Source organism: Rhodococcoides kyotonense (assembly GCF_900188125.1).
Classification (GTDB): Bacteria; Actinomycetota; Actinomycetes; order Mycobacteriales; family Mycobacteriaceae; genus Rhodococcoides; species Rhodococcoides kyotonense.
Window position 1 is genome coordinate 100,550 of sequence record NZ_FZOW01000004.1, and the last position, 15,994, is coordinate 116,543.

The 15,994-nt window shown below is 63.9% G+C and carries 13 protein-coding genes; 8 read left to right on the top strand and 5 right to left on the bottom strand.

Going from position 1 to position 15,994, the window contains the following annotated elements; genetic code table 11:
• Positions 1-57 precede the first annotated feature (57 nt).
• Positions 58-2,400: a serine/threonine-protein kinase gene (locus CHB96_RS08220; RefSeq protein ID WP_089244954.1), complete on the top strand. Its 2,343-nt coding sequence runs from the start codon at positions 58-60 to the stop codon at positions 2,398-2,400.
• Here CHB96_RS08220 and CHB96_RS08225 read toward each other — a convergent pair.
• Both CHB96_RS08225 and pta read right to left on the bottom strand, forming a co-directional pair.
• Entirely contained in the window at positions 2,378-3,568 is a 1,191-nt protein-coding gene (locus CHB96_RS08225) for an acetate kinase (RefSeq protein WP_089244956.1), read from the bottom strand. The genes CHB96_RS08220 and CHB96_RS08225 overlap by 23 nt on opposite strands.
• On the bottom strand, positions 3,565-5,640 hold the full coding sequence (gene pta / locus CHB96_RS08230) for a phosphate acetyltransferase (protein WP_089244958.1): 2,076 nt from the start codon (positions 5,638-5,640) through the stop codon (positions 3,565-3,567). Before pta ends, CHB96_RS08225 begins: the two co-directional genes overlap by 4 nt.
• Positions 5,641-5,700: 60 nt before the next feature.
• Here pta and CHB96_RS08235 point away from each other — a divergent pair, with 60 nt between their 5' ends.
• Positions 5,701-6,216, top strand: coding sequence for a nitroreductase/quinone reductase family protein (locus CHB96_RS08235; RefSeq protein WP_089244960.1), 516 nt, complete (start codon positions 5,701-5,703; stop codon positions 6,214-6,216).
• 208 nt (positions 6,217-6,424) lie between these two features.
• Here the strand turns inward: CHB96_RS08235 and fgd are convergent, their stop codons facing one another.
• Together fgd and CHB96_RS08245 are read right to left on the bottom strand one after the other, a co-directional pair.
• Entirely contained in the window at positions 6,425-7,438 is a 1,014-nt protein-coding gene (fgd, locus tag CHB96_RS08240; protein WP_089244962.1) for a glucose-6-phosphate dehydrogenase (coenzyme-F420), read from the bottom strand.
• 66 nt (positions 7,439-7,504) lie between these two features.
• Positions 7,505-7,852 carry a YidH family protein gene (locus tag CHB96_RS08245; protein ID WP_281254401.1) on the bottom strand — a complete coding sequence of 116 codons (348 nt, stop codon included), beginning with the start codon at positions 7,850-7,852 and terminating at the stop codon, positions 7,505-7,507.
• 102 nt (positions 7,853-7,954) lie between these two features.
• Between CHB96_RS08245 and CHB96_RS29625 the strand changes: the two genes are divergently transcribed.
• From CHB96_RS29625 to CHB96_RS08275, 6 genes are all read left to right on the top strand, one after another.
• Positions 7,955-8,227 carry an ANTAR domain-containing protein gene (locus tag CHB96_RS29625; RefSeq protein ID WP_089244964.1) on the top strand — a complete coding sequence of 91 codons (273 nt, stop codon included), beginning with the start codon at positions 7,955-7,957 and terminating at the stop codon, positions 8,225-8,227.
• Positions 8,228-8,413: 186 nt separating this feature from the next.
• Positions 8,414-9,376 (top strand): ABC transporter permease, encoded by a 963-nt coding sequence (locus tag CHB96_RS08255; RefSeq protein WP_089244966.1) that lies wholly within the window; start codon positions 8,414-8,416, stop codon positions 9,374-9,376.
• On the top strand, positions 9,373-10,206 hold the full coding sequence (locus CHB96_RS08260) for an ABC transporter permease (RefSeq protein ID WP_089244968.1): 834 nt from the start codon (positions 9,373-9,375) through the stop codon (positions 10,204-10,206). Before CHB96_RS08255 ends, CHB96_RS08260 begins: the two co-directional genes overlap by 4 nt.
• Positions 10,207-11,832, top strand: a complete 1,626-nt coding sequence (locus CHB96_RS08265) for a dipeptide ABC transporter ATP-binding protein (RefSeq protein WP_089244970.1) — start codon at positions 10,207-10,209, stop codon at positions 11,830-11,832.
• A 25-nt stretch (positions 11,833-11,857) separates the two neighbouring features.
• Positions 11,858-13,486 (top strand): ABC transporter substrate-binding protein, encoded by a 1,629-nt coding sequence (locus CHB96_RS08270; protein WP_089244972.1) that lies wholly within the window; start codon positions 11,858-11,860, stop codon positions 13,484-13,486.
• 22 nt (positions 13,487-13,508) lie between these two features.
• On the top strand, positions 13,509-14,717 hold the full coding sequence (locus CHB96_RS08275; RefSeq protein ID WP_089244974.1) for an acyl-CoA dehydrogenase family protein: 1,209 nt from the start codon (positions 13,509-13,511) through the stop codon (positions 14,715-14,717).
• On the opposite strand, the gene CHB96_RS08280 is transcribed toward CHB96_RS08275, so the two are convergent.
• A complete protein-coding gene (locus CHB96_RS08280) occupies positions 14,718-15,992 on the bottom strand; it encodes an NtaA/DmoA family FMN-dependent monooxygenase (protein WP_089244976.1) in 1,275 nt (424 codons plus the stop codon).
• Between the last annotated feature and the right edge of the window lie 2 nt (positions 15,993-15,994).

Below are 15,994 nucleotides of genomic sequence, written 5' to 3' on the forward strand. Positions count from 1 at the left end.
CGCATGAGCACTCGCGATCCGGAAACCCCCACCGGGCCGGCAACAGCCCCCGCGGCCATGACGGCCGCGTCCGACCGCACCCAGGCCTCCGAACGTACTCAAGTATCCGAGCGGACCCAAGCCTCCGAACGCACCCAGGCCTCAGAACGTACCCAAGCCGCGGACCGGACGCAGGCCGTCGATCGAACCCAAGCGTCCGAACGCACCCAGGCTGTCCCTGTCGCACGGTCGTCTCGGTCGTCGAGAACGTCCGGACGGGCTCGGTCCGGACGCAGCAACGGAATTCGCCGACGCCTCGGCGCCGGGCTGGTCGACGTCCCCCGCGTAGATCCGGTCGATCCCGCGACCGCCGTCATGAAGGATCCGACGGTGCCGCAGAAGAAGCGGTTCTGCTGGAAGTGCAATTCGCCGGTCGGTCGCAGCGCGGCCGGGGAGCCTGATGTCGAGGCGGGCAGGTGCCCTCACTGCGGCGCGCATTTCGACTTCTCGCCGCTGCTCGAGCCGGGTGATCTGGTCGTCGGGCAGTACGAGGTGCAGGGCTGCATCGCGCACGGTGGTCTCGGCTGGATCTATCTGGCCATCGACCGCAACGTCAGCGACCGCTGGGTGGTGCTGAAGGGTCTGCTGCACTTCGGTGACGACGAGGCCCATGCCGTCGCGGTCGCCGAACGGCAGTTCCTCGCCGAGGTCGCGCATCCGGGCGTCGTGAAGATCTACAACTTCGTCGAACAGCCGCGAGGCGACGGGACGAAGGTCGGCTTCATCGTCATGGAGTACGTCGGTGGCCGCTCGCTACGCGACATCCTCTCTGCGCGTGACGATCACGAGCGCATGCCGATCGAGCAGGCCATCGCCTACGTGCTCGAAGTCCTGCCTGCGCTGTCGTATCTGCACTCGATCGGGCTGGTCTACAACGACCTGAAGCCCGAGAACATCATGGTCACCGACGACCAGATCAAACTCATCGACCTCGGTGCCGTCGCCGGGATCGAGGACTACGGATACCTGTACGGAACGGCTGGGTATCAAGCGCCCGAGATCGTCGAGACCGGTCCGACGATCGCATCCGACATCTACACCGTCGGAAGGACTCTCGCCGTTCTGACGTTGAAGATGCCGTCGACCGGAGGTCGTTACGATCCGGGCATCCCGTCCCCGGACGACTACGACTTGTTGCAGACGTACCCGTCGTTCCATCGACTGTTGTTGCGCGCCACCAACACCGATCCGACGCAGAGATTCGCCTCCGCCGACGTGTTGGCAAGCCAGGCGACGGGTGTCCTGCGAGAAGTTCTGGCGCAGCAGACGGGCACCGAACGACCGGGCCTGTCCACCGCGTTCAGTCCGCCGCGTACGGTGTTCGGCACCGAGGAATCCGTCGGCCGCACCGACACCTACGTCGACGGCAAGGTTCGCGGCGACCGGATCAGCGCGCGAGAAGTCGTGTCGGCGCTGCCGGTTCCGCTCGTCGATCCGACCGATCCCAGCGCACCACTCCTGGCCGCCGCCGTGCACAGTGAGCCGCAGCAGACACTCGACTCGTTGGCGCATGCGCGACGCAACGGCATCGAACGATTCGCCGACGGCTCCTCCGGTGGCCTCGAGATCACGCTCGCCGAAGTCAAGGCGCACATCGACCTCGGTGACGTCGGTACCGCGACATCGGTTCTGTCGCAAGTCAGAACCACAGGCGACGACCCGTGGCGCGTGGACTGGTACGCAGGCCTGCTCTGCCTGCTCCGCAGCGAATTCACCGTCGCGCCTGTCCATTTCGAGAAGGTGCTCGATGCGATGCCGGGCGAGCTCGCTCCGAAGATCGCGCTCGCGGCCAGTGCAGAACTGATCGTGGAAGGTGACGCGACACTCGACGCCGACGAGCGCGAGAAGTGTCGTGCGCGCGCGGAAACGTATTACCGCGTCGTCTGGCGGACCAGCCGCGCGGTCGTGAGTTCGGCGTTCGGGCTCGCACGCCAGCTCGCCTACCGAGGTGAGACGGACGCAGCCGTCGCGGCGCTGGATCAGGTCCCGATCAGTTCCCGTCACTATGCGGTCGCCAGAATGACGAGCATCCTGACGCTGTTGATGGATCGTTCGGCGAAAGACCTGCAGGAGAGCGATTTTCGGGAGGCCGCACGACGCGTCGGGATGCTCCCGCGCAGCGAAGCGCGGGCGCTGCAGATGCGCACGTTGGTGCTCGCGATGGCGATGGACTGGATCCGATCGGGCCACGCCTCCGAAGCGGAACGCGAACCCATTCTCGGCGTCCACTTCACCGACACCGGTCTGCGCAAGGGCACCGAAGCGGGTCTACGTGCGCTGGCCCGCAACGCAACCGACCGTGCGCACCGGTTCACGCTCGTCGATCTCGCGAACGCGATCAGGCCTCGTTCGCGGTTCTGACCAGCGCGTCCGTCGCTCGTGCGATGGCGAGTTCCTCGTTGGTGGGAACGACGAGCACCGTCACCGCCGACGCATCCGTCGAGATGACCCGAGCATGCTTGGAGCGCTGTGCGTTTCGCTCTTCGTCCACCTCGATGCCGAACCCGGACAGGTTCGCGAGCGCGTCCGCCCGCACGCTGGCTGCGTTCTCGCCGACACCCGCCGTGAAGGTGATCGTGTCGAGGTGCCCGAGCTCGAGCATGTACGCACCGATGTACTTGCGGAGACGATGAACGTACACGTCGTACGCGAGCGACGCGTCGGAGTCACCGTCGTCGATTCGTTTCTGCAACGCTCGAAAGTCGTTGATACCGGACAAACCTTTGAGGCCCGACCGTCGGTTCAGCAGTTCGTCGATGGCATCCACATCCATGTCCGCACTGCGACGCAGATGCATGACGACGCCAGGATCGATGTCACCACTACGTGTACCCATGACGAGTCCTTCGAGCGGCGTCAGCCCCATGGACGTGTCGATCGGTGAGCCGGCACGAATCGCCGACGCGGATGCTCCGTTGCCGAGATGCAGGACGATCTGGTTCAGCCCGTCCCGACCGAGGAACTGCTCGACCTGCTGCGAGACGTACTCGTGGGACGTGCCGTGAAAGCCGTAGCGTCGAATACCGTGCTGTCGGGCGATGTCTCGATCGATGGCGTACGTCGCGGCTGCGGCAGGGAGACCGTGGAAGAACGCAGTGTCGAACACTGCGACGTGAGGCACGTCGGGAAGCTGCGTGCGCGCCACCTCGATACCGAGAACGTTCGGTGGATTATGCAGCGGCGCAAGGCTGCTCAACTCGTCGATCTTCTTCAGAACTTTGTCGTCGACGAGCGTCGGCCGGTAGAAGACCTCACCGCCGTGCACGACGCGATGCCCGACGGCACTGACACTGTCGCCGAGATCGACGCCGGCATCGGCCAGCATGTCGAACGCGATCTGCAGGCCCTTGGCGTGGTCGGGGATCTCGAGTTTCTTCTCGGATTCGTCACCGGACAGATCGAGTACGACGCGACCCTCGCTCTCGCCGATCTGCTCGACGAGACCGCTCGCGACGGCGGTTCCGTTTTCTGTGTTCACGACCTGGAACTTGATCGACGACGAGCCGGAGTTGACGACGAGAATGCTCATTCGGACAGTCCCTGCGCTTGGATGGCGGTGATGGCGACGGTGTTGACGATGTCCTCGACCAACGCGCCGCGCGAGAGGTCGTTGACGGGCTTGGCGAGACCTTGCAGCACCGGTCCGACCGCGACGGCGCCCGCGCTGCGCTGAACCGCCTTGTACGTGTTGTTGCCGGTGTTGAGATCAGGAAAGATGAACACCGTCGCACGTCCGGCGACCTTCGAGTCCGGCAGTTTCGATTTCGCCACCGTCGGCTCGACGGCAGCGTCGTACTGAATAGGCCCTTCCACCAACAACTCTGGACTACGATCGCGCACCAGCTGGGTGGCTTCGCGGACCTTGTCGACGTCTGCGCCGGTGCCGGAATCACCCGTCGAGTAGGACAGCATCGCGATGCGCGGGTCGATGCCGAACTGGGCCGACGTCTGCGCCGACGAGATGGCGATGTCGGCCAGTTGCTCGGCCGACGGATCGGGGACGATCGCGCAGTCGCCGTATGCGAGAACACGATCCGACAGACACATCAGGAAGATACTCGACACCGTGTTCACGCCGGCTGCGGTCTTGATGATCTCGAACGACGGCCTGATGGTGTGGGCCGTCGTATGCGCGGCACCGGACACCATGCCGTCGGCGATTCCCTTGTGCACCATCATGGTTCCGAAGTACGAGATGTCGGTCATGATCTCGCGCGCACGTTCGATGGTCATGCCCTTGTGCTTACGCAGTTCCGCGTACTCGGCCGCGAACTCCTCGGCATGATCGGAGGCCCTCGGGTCGAGAACCTGAGCGTCGTCGAGGTCGACGCCCAACTCCGCTGCACGACGACGAATCGGGCCTTCCTCACCGAGAATCGTCAGCTGTGCGACCTGACGCTGCAGCAACCGCCCCGCCGCACGCAGGATTCGGTCGTCGCCACCTTCGGGCAGCACGATGTGCTTGCGGTCGGCGCGGGCACGCTGGATGAGCTGGTACTCGAACATCTGGGGTGTCGTGATCGACGGGATGCTGAGTTCGAGGCTGTCGAGCAGCGCACGGGCGTCGACGCGCTGTTCCATCAGACTCAGCGCGGTGTCGACCTTGCGCTGAGACCCGACCGCGACGCGTCCGCGTGCCTTGGCTGCCGCCGATGCCGTGTCGAACGTGCCGAGGTCGGTCGTCAGGATCGGCAGACGTGGTCCGAGTCCGGCGACGAGCCGCGCGATGGCCGGATGTGGCTCGATTCCGCCGTTCATGATGATGCCGGCGAGCGACGGAAAGCCTTCTGCCTCATGTGCATTGACGAGTGCGAGCAGGACGTCCGATCGATCCGCCGGCGCGATGACGACGACGCCCTCCGTCAGCCGTTCGAGGATGTGCTCGGCCGTCATACCCCCGACCATGACGCGCAGGGCCTCGCGCTGCATCAGCTCGGCGTCGCCGCTGTACAGCTGGCCGTCGACGGCGTCGAGCAGCTCGGCCATCGTCGGTGCGATCAACAGTGGGATCTCGGGCAGGCTCCAGGCCGGTACGCCGAGGGGCTGCAGGGCAGCAGTGATGTCGTCGAGTTTCTCCGGATCGCATCGATTCGCCACGATCGCGACGAGATGCGCGTGGTTGGCCTTCAGTTCCGACTGACACAGCTGGCCGAGCTGCACGATCTCCTCCGTCGACCGCTCGGACCCACGCAACGACAGCAGCACGGGCGCACCGAGATTCGCGGCGATACGCGCATTGAACCCGAGTTCGCTCGGGCTACCGACGTCGGTGTAGTCGCTGCCGACGATCACCACCGCATCGCATTGGGATGCGACGTCGTGATAGCGCGAGACGATGTCGCCGAGGGCCGCGTCGGGATCGGCATGTACTTCCTCGTACGTGACGCCGAGGGACTGCTCGTACGTCAGATCGGCCGTCGTGTGGTCGATGAGAAGTTCGAGGATGTAGTCCGTCTCGGTGGTCGAACGAGCGATGGGCCGGAACACTCCGACACGTGCCGCGGACGCGCACAGCATCTGCAGGACGCCGAGAGCGATGGTCGATTTACCGGTGTCGCCCTCGGGGGACGCGATGTAGATGCTCGATGCTGGCTCGGCCATGCCAGCCAGAGTAGCGGGTGAAGTGTTGACAGAAGGTGACCTGCCGTAGTCGGATCGGTCATGGCCGAATCACCGTTTCCCGACGTCCGCTGGGGTAGCGAGAACAGCTTCCTCACGAAGCCCGCGAATGCGTTCGCCGCGACCAAGCCCGGGTCGTGGGTCATCAGGAACCTCGCGGGCGTCGACCGCAGGCTTCTCGAGCGAACCGACGGCAAGTTCACGATCCTCGGACCGATCGGCGCACCCGTCGTGCTGCTGACGACGACGGGCCGCAAGTCCGGAGTGCCGCGGACTTCACCGCTGCTCTACTACCGCGAGGGCGAGCAGCTCTACGTCGTCGGCAGCAACTTCGGGCAGCAGCACCACCCTGCCTGGACGTCGAACCTCCTCGCCGACGCCCGGGCCACCGTCGCCATCGGGGGCAAGAAGATCCCGGTGACCGCGACACCTGTCCTCGGGGCCGAGAAGGTGAGGATCTTCGACGAGTTCACCAAGATCACCCGGGTGTACGGCGAGTACAAGACCCGGACCGACCGGGATATGAGGATGTTCGCCCTCACCGCCGCTGTTGCCTGACCGCCGCTGTTGCCTCACCGCCGCCCCCACCGCTTGAATGGTCCATTCATACGATCAGATAGCTTCGCAGCGCCATTCAAGCAGGCCCGCGCCCGATCCCGTGACCGCTTGAATGGTTCACGCATACGAACCAATAGCTTCGATGGTTCATTCAAGCGGTCAGAGACAGCGGCGGTCAGAGACAGCGGCGGTCAGAGGCAGCGGAAAATCAGCCCAACTCCCGCAACCGCGGAGCCAGATCGCGCTCGAACAGCTCGAGGAACCGCTTCTGATCGTGCCCGGGCGCGTGGAAGACGAGGTGATTGAGCCCCGCATCGGTGTAGTCCTTCACCTTCGCGACCGCCTCGTCCGGATCCGAAGCCACGATCCACCGCTTCGCCACCTGCTCGATCGGCAACTCATCCGCCGCCTTCTCCATCTCGATCGGATCGTCGATCGAATGCTTCTGCTCCGGCGTCAGCGACAACGGCGCCCAGAACCGAGTGTTCTCCAACGCCAACTCCGGATCGGTGTCGTAGGAAATCTTGATCTCGATCATCTTGTCGATCTCACCGGCATCACGCTCGGCCTTACCCGCGCCCTCTTCCACGGCCGGCAGCAGCTTGTCGGTGTACAACTCCATACCCTTACCCGAGGTACAGATGAAACCGTCCCCCGCACGACCTGCATACCGCGCGACGACGGGACCGCCCGCCGCGATGTAGACCGGAATGCCGCCGTCGGGGACGTCGTAGATCGAGGCGCCCTTCGTCGTGTAGTACTCACCTTCGAAGTCGACGCGATCACCGAGCCACAGCTCACGCATCAACCGCACCGACTCACGCAGCCGCGCGAACCGCTCCTTGAACTCCGGCCACTCGCCGCTGTACCCGGTCGCGATCTCGTTCAGAGCTTCACCGGTACCGACGCCGAGCATGATGCGTCCCGGATACAGGCAGCCCATCGTCGCGAACGCCTGCGCGATCACCGACGGGTTGTACCGGAACGTCGGCGTGAGCACCGAGGTACCGAGCTGAATCGTCTTCGTCCGCTCACCCACCGCCGTCATCCACGCCAGCGAGAACGGCGCATGCCCACCCTCGTGACGCCACGGCTGAAAATGGTCACTGACCGTCGCCGAATCCATACCGTGCGCCTCGGCCAACACACCGAGTTCGACGAGCTCCCGCGGACCGAACTGCTCCGCCGACGCCTTGTAACCGAGCTTCAAAGCCTGTGCCACGCGCTACTCCCTCGTTATATGTCACTAATCATTCGATTGTGCACGCTGAAACCGACGCCCAGCGTCTTATTCGATTCCGAGCACCGTCACCACGGCCGCGAGAACGGCCACGAACCCGATGCCGACGGCGAAGATCCACAGTTCGCGCGCCTCGGGCATCGGTGCACCGGACTCCAGTGCCTTGCGGACCTGCAACCATCGGCGCAGTCCCACCATCGCAGCCGACGCCGCCATGAAGATCAGGACCAGCCCGAGTGTGGTTCTGACCCAGCCCGTACTGAAGTCGGGGACCAGGTGCACGATCGCGATCCCACCGGCCAGCAATCCGAGCGACGTCCGCATCCACGCCAGGAACGTCCGTTCGCTGGCGAGCGTGAATCGTTCGTCCGGTCTGGTCGACGGGTCATCTGCCACGACTCCAACAATAACGATCAGCCGGATTTCAACCATGGTGGCAATGGAAAGAACCCTCCACACTTGGATCACAAGTCCCTTCGACCATGAAAGAGGCAGGCCATGTCCGACTCTCAGCGCACCCAGATCGATATCGGCGTCGGGATCCTGGTCGGACTGTGTGGCTACTCCCCCGACGAAGCCTTCGCAGAACTGACCGCGTTCGCTCACCGTCACAAGGTCGGATTGATCTCGACGACGAAGGCTCTGACTCTGCTGGCTCAGACCGCACCGACGACTGCAGGCATCGAGAACTCCGCGACCGAAGCTGCCCGGCTCCGGTGGCATTCGATCCTCCAGCGCGCCGATCCGCAGATCATCGAGCACGCCGCCTGACCCCGTCCCACCCCCGTCACTCGCAAACGCAAACGCATATGCGTTTGCGTGGGCTGAGTCGTGCGATGACGGGGAGGGACGCGGCGATACCAATGTGAAAAGAATCTGCACGATTCCATTGGTCGACGCGCTGGAACAGGTCCTGTCCAATGGACGCAATCGCCTTCTACGACAGGTTCTTCATTCATGTCCCACCGGTCGCGTTATGTCCTACGACGAATCGTCCAAGCGTTCAGCGTCGTCGTGCTCACCTACACGTTCGTGTTCTTCGTGCTGAACATCCTTCCAGGAAATCCCATCGAGAGCAGGATCAACAGTCCTGAGAACCCGATCTCCGCGAAGGACGCCGAGGTTCTGACCGCTTACTACAACCTCGACAAGTCCGCGCTCGAACAGTTCTGGATCTCGGTGTCACGCCTTCTGCACGGTGACCTCGGTTTCTCCCTGACGAGCGGCAAATCCGTGACGTCGTTGCTCGCCAGTGCAATTCCGCAGACGGCCGCACTTGCGTTGTTCGCCTTCGTCATTGCCGTCGTCGCAGCAGCCGGCATCGCACTCACTGCCGTATTCGCGCCGTCGTCGTGGCTTCGAGAATTCGCTCGCGGAATTCCACCGATCTTCCTGTCGGTACCGTCGTTCATCGTCGGACTTGTTCTGCTGCAGATCTTTTCGTTCCAACTCGGTATCGTCTCCGCGATCGCCGACGAGGGCGTCGCGTCGCTCTGGCTTCCCGCTGTCGCACTTGCCATTCCGGTGTCGGCACCGATCGCACAGGTCATGATTCAAGGATTGGCGACGGCATCGGCTCAGCCGTACGTCGACATCCTCCGATCCAAAGGACTCCGCGAGGATCGCGTCATATTCGGCCACATCGTCAAGAACGGCTCGATTCCCACACTGACGATCGCCGCCATCACGATCGGCGAACTGCTGGCCGGCTCCGTCATCACCGAGACGATCTTCTCACGCACCGGTATCGGATTTCTGGTCGAGGACGCGGTCCGCAACCAGGACCTACCGATCATTCAGGCGATCGTCATCCTCGTGTCGACGGTCTTCGTCATCACCAATCTGATTGTCGACCTGGTGTATCCGGTCATCGACCCGCGCATATCGGTGGCATCGACCCGCGAGGCGGTAACCGCATGACGACAACCCTGACACGAACCCACCAGCGCAGGACAAGACACTGGACCGTCGGCGACATTCTCGCGATCGTGGCCCTCCTCGTCGTCGCCGCGTTCATCGTCGCGCCGTCGCTCATCGCGCCGTTCGATCCGCTGCAAGAATTTCCCGACGCCCCGCTGCACGGGCCGACTACGACGCATTGGCTCGGCACCGATTACCTCGGCCGAGATCAGTTGAGCCGCTTGGTCCACGGGACCGCCGTCACGATGCTGGGTTCGGTGATCGCCGTCGTCATCGGCCTCGTCGTCGGCACTGCCCTCGGCTTGGTGTCTGCGTACTTCGGCAAGGTCGTCGACACTCTGGCCAGCAGGATAGCCGACGTCTTGTTGTCGATTCCGACGTTGTTGCTGTCGATCACGATCATCGTGGCGCTCGGCTTCGGCACGGTCAATGCCGCTATCGCCGTCGGTGTTTCGACCATCGTCGTGTTCTTCCGTCTGATGCGCTCGGAGGTGTTGACGGTCAAGAACCTTCCGTTCGTCGAAGCCAGCGAGCATCTCGGCGCAGGCAACATTCGAATCCTGGTGCGCCACATCCTCCCTAACGCGTACTCATCCGTTCTCGCTTTGGCTGCACTGCAATTCGGTACTGCGATCTTGTCGATCGCGGCACTGAGCTTCCTCGGATACGGCGCCAATCCGCCCACACCGGAATGGGGTCTGATGATCTCCGAAGCGCGCAACTACATTCATACGGCGCCGTGGCTGATCATCGTTCCCGGTGTGGCCATAGTGGTCACCGTGTCGAGCATCAGTCGCGTCAGCCACCTGATCAGAAAGAGAGTCGGCTAGATGACCGTTCTGGATCGAGACCGCACCGACCTTGCGACCGTCGTCGCAGCAGCGGGGTTGACCATCGCCTACGGGGACGCCGATCCGGTCGTCCGAGATGTCGATTTCGAACTACGCCGCGGTGAGACACTGGCCCTCGTGGGGCAATCCGGCTCGGGAAAGACGACGATTGCTCGCGCGGCCATCGGGATGTTGCCGGGCTCGGGCAGGATCACCGAAGGTCTCGTGACAGTGCACGGTACCGACGTCACCGGATATACCCAGTCCCAGTGGCGCGGATTGCGCGGGTCCACCATCGGTTTCGTGCCGCAGGACCCGCTCGGCTCGCTCGACCCGCTCAAGAAGATCGGCCATCAGATCGCCGAAACCCTTCTGCTGCATGACATCGTCGATCGAAAGTCGGTGAAGCAGGAGGCGGTGTCGCTGCTCGAGCGCGTCGGGGTTCGAAATGCCCGAGAGCGCATCGGCGCCTACCCTCACCAACTGTCGGGTGGACAGCTGCAGCGTGTGCTCATCGCCATCGCCATCGCAGCCCGTCCGTCGATTCTCGTCGCGGACGAGCCGACATCGGCACTCGACGTCACAGTCCAGGCTCGCATTCTCGACCTGCTGAGCGACTTACGCACCGACCTCGGGCTCGGCGTCCTGCTGATCACCCACGACCTCGCACTCGCGCGTGATCATGCGCACGACGTGCTCGTACTCAATCACGGCGTAGTGCGCGAAACCGGGCGCGCTACAGAGGTTCTCGGATCACCGCAGGACGATTACACCCGAAAACTCATCGCCGACGCACCGGCACTCTCGCTGGAGAAGTACGCCTCCCGTCTCGCCCCCGCCACGCACGAGACGGCGCTCGGTGTCGTCGACCTCGTGAAGACCTTCCGGTCGACCGACGGTGGGCCGCCCACGACAGCACTCGACCGGGTCTCGTTCTCCGTCGCCCGCGGTACGACGCATGCCGTCGTCGGCGAGTCCGGAAGTGGGAAGACGACGGCCGCGAGGATCGTCAGCGGCCTGGAGCAACGGGATTCGGGGAGTGTGGAGATCTTCGGCGAGCCGCTCGACACGTCCAGGAAGGCCCGTCGGGCGAATGCGAGACGCCTTCAACTGGTCCAGCAGAACGCACTGGCCGCAATGGATCCGCGCTACAGCGTCGAGAACATCGTCGCCGAACCGCTCGCCATCTCCCGACTCGGACGTCGGGCGGAGCGTAGGAAGAAAGTGCTCGACGTCCTGGACAAGGTGGCGTTGCCGTCGGACATTCTCGATCGGCGACCGTTCGATCTGTCCGGCGGCCAGCGCCAACGCGTCGTACTGGCTCGGTCTTTGGTTCTTGCTCCGGACATTCTCGTTCTCGACGAGCCGACGTCGGCGCTCGACGTGAGTGTTCAGGCGCGGATCGTGGATCTTCTCGTCGACCTGCAGTCCGAGTTCGGGTTGACGTACGTGTTCATCTCCCACGACCTGTCGCTCGTCCGTCAGATCGCGGACACCGTGACGGTGCTCGAGCACGGCCGACTCGTCGAATCCGGCAGCGCACGAACAGTATTCGATTCACCACGGGACGAGTACACGATCCGGCTGATCGACTCCGTCCCCGGCCGAAACCCCCTGACAGCCTGAATCGTCTCGAAGCCCGAAGGAACCCATGCATTTCCGCTCTCGTCGTTCGTCCGTTCTGCGCGCCGTCAGCCTTGCGGCCGCCACACTCATCGCAGTCAGCGCCTGCTCGGGTGCGTCGGCGGATCCGGTGGTCTCGTCGAACGAGCGTGGTGGCGACTTCGTCTACCTCGACGCCGAAGTGACCGCCTCGATGCAGGTACAGGTCAGCTATTGGCAGAACAGCGCCGTCAAGGACCAGATGCTCGATCGTCTGGTCTATCAGGATCCGAAGACGTTCCAGTTCGTTCCGTGGATCGCGGACTCGTGGACGATCGACCCCACCGGCACCGTCTACACCTTCGTCGTCCGCGACGGTGTCAGCTACAGCAACGGACAACAGCTCGACGCCCAATCCGTGGCCCGGAACCTGCTGTGGTTCGCGAACGGCGATGCGGACAAGGGCATTCCGCGCAACAGCATCTTTCCGAACGTTCTGTCTGCCGATGCCGACAACGACGCGCGCACAGTGACGGTGACGCTCGACAAGCCCGACGCGCCGTTCCTCGCGACTCTGTCGATGAACACATCGGGCCTCGTCGCCGACGCCACCATCGACGCCACGAACGAGGAGCAGTCCGTCGTCACGAATCTGATCGGCAGCGGACCGTTCGTCGCGGAATCCGAGATCCCGGCCAAGGAGATTCGCCTCGTCAAACGGCGTGGGTACGACTGGGCGCCGCCGACGGCCGATCATCAGGGCGAGGCCTACCTCGACTCGCTGACCATCGTGCCGGTGCGCGAGGACAGTGTGCGCGTCGGCTCGCTGCTGTCCGGACAGGCTCACGCACTGCGGTACACGCAGCCACCGGATGAAAAACTGTTGCAGGACAACGGCTTTACCGTCCTCGGGCTGCGCAACCCGGGCCTGGCGAACGTTCTCGACGTGAGGCAGACAGCAGATTTCGTCGATGACGTTCGCGTCCGTAAGGCCCTGATGTACGGCATCGACCGTCAGGAGATAGTCGACACGCTCTACACCGACAACTGGAAGGTCGCCACCAACGTCACCACCGAAGGCGTTCAGGGGTGGACCGACAGGTCCGACGAAGTGCGCTTCGATCCCGACGAGTCGAATCGTCTGCTCGACGATGCAGGCTTCACCCAGCGCGATGGCGATGGCATCCGTGTCCGGGACGGGAAGCCGCTCGACCTGAGTATCTACGTCGACGTCTACGACCACACGTCGAAGCCGTTGTACGAGTTCGTCCAACGGCAGTTGCGCCGTATCGGTGTCTCGCTGACGATCAAGCAGACGGACTTCGCCAACTATCCCAAGGCCACGACCGATCCGAAGCTGAGCCTGCGCCGAAATGGCTGGCCTGCACCGGATCCCGTCCGACTGTCGGTCAACTACGACAGCGACCGAGGTGACCTGTTCCAGCTCGAGGGAAACGACCCCGTCCTCGACGACCTGTTGCGTGCCCACATCACCGAGACCGATCCGGCCGAGCGCGAATCCATTCTGCGGGAGGCACAGAACAGAATCATCGACAACGCCTACACGATTCCGTTGCTCGCCGACACCCAGATCTTCGGTGTGGCACCGGACGTCCGCGGCTTCCGCAACGCAGCGAACTCACCGCCGTTCTTCTACGACACGTGGATCGAAGAATAACCACCAACGAAGGGAATCATTCATGACCTCCACCCTTACATCCGTCCCCGCTCCGAGTTCGGCCGAACTGAGCTCCTTGGTCCAGCAGATCGCAGCCGACGCCCGCAGACGCCGCGCCGACGGAGGACACGAACCACCCACCGCAGCAATCGCTCTGGTCAAGGAACACCGCCTGGGCGCAGCCCGGGTTCCGGTCGAACTCGGCGGTGGCGGCTACACGCTGGCGCAGCTGTTCGAGCTCGTGGTCGATCTCGCCGAGGCGGATCCCGATGTGCCGCACATTCTTCGCGTGCACTTCAGTTTCGTCGAGGACATCCTGCGCGTCCCGTCGTCGGAGGCCAAGCTGAAATGGCTGCCGCACGTCGTCGAAGGAAAGCTGTTCGGCGGAGCGAACTCCGAACTCAGTTCCCACAACGTCGGCGGCGGAACATTCGACTCCACCCTGACCCCCACCGCGACCGGATACGTCGTCGACGGCACCAAGTTCTACAGCACCGGATCGATCTACTCGGATTACATCCGGGTGTCGGGAAATCTGCCCGACGGCGAGGTGCTGTCGGCGATCGTGCCGACCCACAGCGACGGCGTCGAGCATCGGGACGACTGGGACGGTATCGGCCAGCGCCACACCGGCAGTGGAACGACCGTGTTCACCCGGGTCGAGGTCGACGCCGGTGACACACTCCCGTTCCGCAACGAACCGATCGAACGACGGCCAAGGAACTCTTTCGTCCAGCTGATTCTGCACGCGATCGCCGCAGGCATTCTCCGGTCGGTCACCTCCGACGCGGCCGACCTGTTGCGCAGCCGCAAGCGGACGTTCACGTTCGCAGCGGCCGAGTCCCCTCGTGAGGATCCTCAACTCCTCGAGATCGTCGGACGCCTCACTTCCGCCACGTTCGTTGCCGAGGCCGCCGTTGCGGCGGCCGCTGCGACTCAGGACATCGCTGCCGATGCAGCACGCACGACGGGCGTCGACCGGGAGCTGGAAGCCCGTGCATCGATCGCCGCCGCCAAGACCAAGGTCGCCATCGAAGATCTGGCACTCACTGCGGCAGGCAGACTGTTCGAGGTCGGTGGTGCATCGGCGACGCGGCAAGGGCGGTCACTCGACATCCACTGGCGCAACCTGCGAACGCTGTTCTCGCACAACCCGACGTCGTACAAGGCACGGGTGCTCGGCGACATCGTCGTCAACGACGCCGAGCTGCCCGAGGCCGGCTTCTTCTGATCATCCAGCGCGGTCGAGGCTGTTCACCGACGAGAACCTCTCTCGCAGAGTAGTTTCCGCGTACTCGCGTCGGAACAGCCCTCGATCGCGCAGGATCGGTACGACGTGGTCGACGAAATCCTCCAGGCCCGACGGAAAGACGTCGGGCATGAGGTTGAAGCCGTCGGCCGCACCGGCCCGGAACCACTCCTCGATGGTGTCGGCGATGTCCTCCGGGGATCCGACCGCGATCCGGTGACCGCCTCCGCTGAACTGCCGCACCGCTTCTCGGACGGTCGCTCGGCTATCTCGAATGGACCGCACGATCGACTCCCGAAATCCCATGGATGCGGTGAACGCGTCGGGCGAGATGTCGGCGAGCGCTTCGTCCGGAACACGGTCGTCGAGGTCGAGTCCCCGTAGGTCGTACGCCAGCACGGTGGACAGCCTGTCGAGCGAATAGAATTCGGGCAGAAAGCTTTCCAGATACTCGAAGCGTCGATGAGCTTCTTCCCTCGTCTTCGCAAGGACCGTGATCAATCCCGGGAGAATCGCGACGTCGTCCGGTGAGCGACCGAGCCGACCGGCATCGTCCTTCACCTGCCGGTAATGGTGCCGACCTGCGTCGAGGGTCAGTTCCGCGCTGAACACCGCGTTCGCCGACCGCGCAGCAAGTTCCCGGCCCTGGGGCGACCCTCCAGCTTGGACGATCAGCGGGTGGCCTTGCGGAGACGCTCCGAGCGGAAGCAGTCCGTCGACGTCGAAGAACTCACCGTGGTGCGATACCGGTTCACGTGATGCAGCGCTACGCCACAGAGCGAGAACCACATCGACGAACTCCGATGCGCGACGGTACCGAACGCTGCGCTCCGGGTAGTCCGCGAGCCCGAAGTTGTGCCCCGCCTGCGGCGAATACGTGGTGACGACGTTCCACGCCGCGCGTCCCTCGCTCAGGTGATCCAGTGTCAGAAGCCGGTGTGCCAACTCGACCGGGTCGTTGAAGGTCGTCGACAATGTTCCGATGACGCCGAGGTGTGTCGTTTCGGCAGCCACCGCCGACAGGATCGCCGACGGCTCCAGCGCCCGTGACGGTTTGAGGCGTGGGTCGTCCCGGAGCGCGGGGCCGTCGGCCAGGAACAGCGCATCGAGTGTGCCGTGCTCGGCGAGGCGCGCCATGTCGGCGAAATACCCGGGATCGACGAACGCCGTCGGCGGCAGGCCTGAATTCTGCCATGCCGCAACGTGAATGCCGATGTCGAGAACGTTGATGTTGAGTATGACGTGCTCCGACGACATGG